General features: G+C 62.3%; 4 protein-coding genes. All 4 read right to left on the bottom strand.

Translation table 11 applies throughout. The features are described 5' to 3' along the window. Window positions 1–1,868: DEAD/DEAH box helicase (locus AB4Z11_RS25820; RefSeq protein WP_442028664.1), on the bottom strand; the 1,868-nt coding region annotated here is incomplete at its 3' end. Window positions 1,869–1,892: 24 nt separating this feature from the next. After that, entirely contained in the window at window positions 1,893–2,255 is a 363-nt protein-coding gene (locus AB4Z11_RS25815; RefSeq protein WP_442028663.1) for a cupin domain-containing protein, read from the bottom strand. A gap of 31 nt (window positions 2,256–2,286) precedes the next feature. After that, entirely contained in the window at window positions 2,287–3,054 is a 768-nt protein-coding gene (locus AB4Z11_RS25810; protein ID WP_442028661.1) for a hypothetical protein, read from the bottom strand. Between the two features lie 58 nt (window positions 3,055–3,112). Then, the coding region (locus AB4Z11_RS25805; protein ID WP_442028659.1) for an ABC transporter substrate-binding protein at window positions 3,113–3,953 on the bottom strand (841 nt) is incomplete at its 5' end.

Below are 3,953 nucleotides of genomic sequence, written 5' to 3'. Positions count from 1 at the left end.
ATCTGGCGCGCGGCATCGTCATTCAGCCCAAGATGCTCGTACAGCCAATCCACCGCATGTTCGATGGCCGCATCGCCATTATCCTTCTCGCCCAGCAGGCGATCGATTTCGCTGCGCAACCGGGCCACACCGAGCGAAAGCTCGTCGCTGCGGCCCGGTGCTTCGCCAATCCAGAACGGAATATTCGGCGCGGCGCCATGGGCATCTTCCACGCGTACCTTGCCCGCTTCGATACGCTGGATGCGGTAGGACGTATTCCCTAGCTGGAAAACATCGCCCGCCATGCTCTCGACGGCAAAGTCCTCGTGCACCGTACCCACACTCTGGCCGCTCGGCTCAAGAATCACGGTGAAGTCAGCGTTATCCGGAATCGTGCCGCCGGAAGTCACGGCCGTCATCTTGCCGCCGCGGCGGCCACGCAAGGTGCCGCTGACGGTGTCCCGGTGCAGATAGGTGCCGCGCACGCCCTGGCGGCTGGTGTAGCCCTCGCTCAGCATGCGCAGCACCGCCTCGTAGCGGTTACGCTCCAGATTCGCGTAAGGCATGGCGCGGCGGATCAGCGCAAACAGTTCGTCTTCGCTCCATTCGCGATTGCCGACTTCCGCGACGATCTGCTGGGCCAGCACGTCCAGCGGCGCGGGAGGTATGTGCAGTACATCCAGCTCGTCGCGGCGCACGCAATCCAGCAGCGCCGCGCATTCGATCAGGTCATCGCGCGAGGTCGGGAACAGACGGCCTTTGGGCATGCCCCCGACGTGGTGCCCCGAACGCCCGACGCGCTGCAGGAAGGATGCAATGCTGCGCGGGGAGCCGATCTGGCACACGAGATCCACGTCACCGATATCGATGCCCAGTTCCAGCGAAGCGGTGGCGATCAGCACGCGCAGGTCGCCGCGTTTCAGCCGCTGCTCCGCGTCGAGCCGGTATTCCTTGGCCAGACTGCCGTGGTGCGCGGCCACGTGCTCGGCGCCGATGCGATCCGCGAGATGGCGCGCCATGCGTTCGGCCATGCGGCGCGTGTTCACGAAGACCAGCGTGGTGCGATGAAGGGCAGTCAGTTCCGCCAGTTTGTCGTAGACGCGGTCCCACACTTCGTTTGCCATCACGGCTTCCAGCGGCACGGGTGGCAGCTCCAGACCGAGATCGCGCGCGCGTACGTGGCCGACATCGACGATGGCGCAGTCGCGTCCCGTCCCGCTGAGAAAATCGGCCACCAGCGACAGCGGCTTTTGYGTGGCCGATAATCCGATGCGTACCGGCGGCTTCGCGCACAGCGCATCCAGCCGCTCCAGACTGAGCGCCAGATGGCTGCCGCGCTTGGAGCCAGCGACCGCGTGGATCTCGTCGACGATCACGGTGCGGACCGTCGACAACATCGCGCGGCCGCTGTCCGAGCCAAGCAGCACGTATAGCGATTCCGGCGTCGAGACGAGGATGTGCGGCGCCTTGCGGCGCATGGCATTGCGTTCGGCCTGGGACGTATCGCCGGTACGCACGGCGGTACGGATGCCATGGGGCGGCAAGTCCATCGCCTCAAGTTCGGCGACGATGCCTTCCAGCGGCGCCAGCAAGTTAACGCGGATATCGTTCGACAGCGCCTTCGGCGGCGACACATACAGCACGCGCGTTTCGTCGGGAAGCGGGGCAACGACAGCCTCGCGTACCAGGGCATCGATGGCGGCGAGGAATGCGGTCAGCGTTTTGCCGGAGCCGGTCGGCGCGGCGATCAGTGTAGGGCGGTGTGCCTGGATCAGCGGCCAGGCCTTGCGCTGCGCTTCGGTGGCGCCGGCAAAGGTGGACGCGAACCATCGCGCCACCGCTGGGTGGAAATCAGCGACAGGTAGGCCGGGAGCGGTCCGTTTATGCATGCCGCATTATAGGCCGACGCGAAATCAGGCGTTGCGCTCGACGATGATGTAATGTTTCCTGATCGGTTCGACAACTTCGAACACGCCTTTGAAACCAGCCGGGATCACCAGCGCGTCGCCGGGGCCAGCTTCGGCGGCGTTACCCTGTTCGTCGATTACGCGGCAGCGGCCTTCGAGCACGTAGAAATACTCGTCCTTGTTGTCCGCGAAGGCGATGCGCCAGCTGCCAGCTTCGCAAGCCCAGACGCCTGCATTGACCTCGCCGCTGGCGTTGGTGAAATGGTTCCAGGTTGTGCGCTTTGGATTGCCCACCAGCCGCCGCTCTTCGCGCGGGTGATCAAATTCGGGTTGAATGTCCGGGCTGCGAAAGTCGGTAATGGCGGGCATGTTGAATGATTCGGGCTGCGGGAGCGCTATTTTATACCGCGTCCCTTGTACGCTGGCGCAGAAAGCCCAGCAGGCATCCGCCGAAGGCCAGCATCAGCCACTGGCTGGGTTCCGCAACGGGCGCGAAGACCACGGCGGAGGTCCTCCAGTCGAAGTCCCGCACGTTGGCGGTATCGTTGACATAGGTAAGGCTGAAATCCTCGTCCAGAGTTTGTGGACCATTGCGTACATTGATGTACCGGCCGTAATTCTGATTGCCAAGCGAGATGCCAAGACTGGCGCCGGCGAAGGAAATACCTTCTTCGATCAGGTTCCCGGTGACTTGAGCGGACACCCGGCCGGAGAACGTCACTTCGGTAAAGGGCGTGAGCTGGGGGAAGATGGCACTTGAAAGTATGGCCTTGGCAAAGTAGTTCTGGCCTGGCTGGAATTCGCCCGATGCGGAGATCGTCCCGTCCAGCAGTGTGTCCATGATCGTACCGCTGGCACGCGCATGGTCGCTGGTGAGGCCGAGCGAAGGACTGTTATCGACCGAACCAAACGCGTATTGCGAACTTGCCGGCAGATTGGTGACCCAAAGCGTCAAGCGCTGGTACGAGTCGGAAGGATTAATGATGATACTGGCCGGGCCAGTATTGCCGGGTAGTGCATGCACTTGCAGCTGCATGTTCGACAGCGTCAGTGTTGCGGTGGAATGATCGCCGATGGATTCAGCGGCGCTCGTTCCGCAGACCGTAGCCGCCAGCAAGGCACTTGTGCAGATAAGCAGGGACCGCGGCCTGAACTGAGTGGGTTTCATGATGTTCTCCGCAAATGAGCGCTGCAGCGCAGCGCGAGCGGACATTATGCCCATTCGCTCAATGACGCGATTTCTCGATGAACTGAACGGCCTGTTCTGTGTCGTATGGCGGCTTCAGAAAGCGGCGCAGGCCATCATAGACTGGAGCGATCAGCTCGGGCTTCGCATCCCTGTCGAAGAAATAGGTCAGTCCGGCGGCCTGGGTGAGGATGCTGCTTGTGCTCTCGCTGAGCAAGGTCGGCGCCGCCAGCGGATCTGCCTGGGTGGAGAATGTCTGGTCAGCCTCGGCGATCTGGCGCAGCGCTCCGCTTTCGGCGAGATAGGCGAGGAAGCGGTTACGGGCACTGCGATTGGTGCCGGTGGCCGGCAACACCAGCACATCGAGCGGCGCTTCTTCGTACTGCGGCATGTCGGCCGAGTAGCTTGGGAAGGCGAAGAAGCCCATATCGGCCGCTAGCGGCGCCGGGAACTTGGCGGCAGAAAAACTACCCATCAAGGTCATGCCCACATGGTTCCGATAGATGTATGGCAGCACACGGTCCCATTCCTGATCCAGCGTCGCCGGTAAAAAATAGTCTTTGCGCAGCAGATCGCCCCACACGTCAAATACCTGCCTTACCTTGGGATCGGTGAAGCGCGCATCGCCACGCAGCAGCTTGCGATGGAAGTCGATGCCGTTGATACGCAGGTTGAGATAATCGAACCAGCCCGCTGCCGGCCAGCCGCTCTTCGCACCCAAACCCAGCGGCGTTACGCCGGCTGCTTTCAGCCGCTCACACAGCTGCAGGAACTCGCTCCACGTTGCAGGCGGCCGTAGTTCCAGACGCTGGAACAAGGACTTGCGGTAGACGAATCCCCAAACGTAGTAATAGAGCGGAAAGCCGTACACTTCTTCATTG

Origin of the sequence: Pseudoduganella sp. RAF53_2, from assembly GCF_052113985.1 — a bacterium.
Lineage (GTDB): Bacteria > Pseudomonadota > Gammaproteobacteria > Burkholderiales > Burkholderiaceae_D > Rugamonas.
The sequence above is the reverse complement of the archived record's forward strand: the minus strand, read 5'-3'. Positions and strand labels throughout refer to the sequence as shown.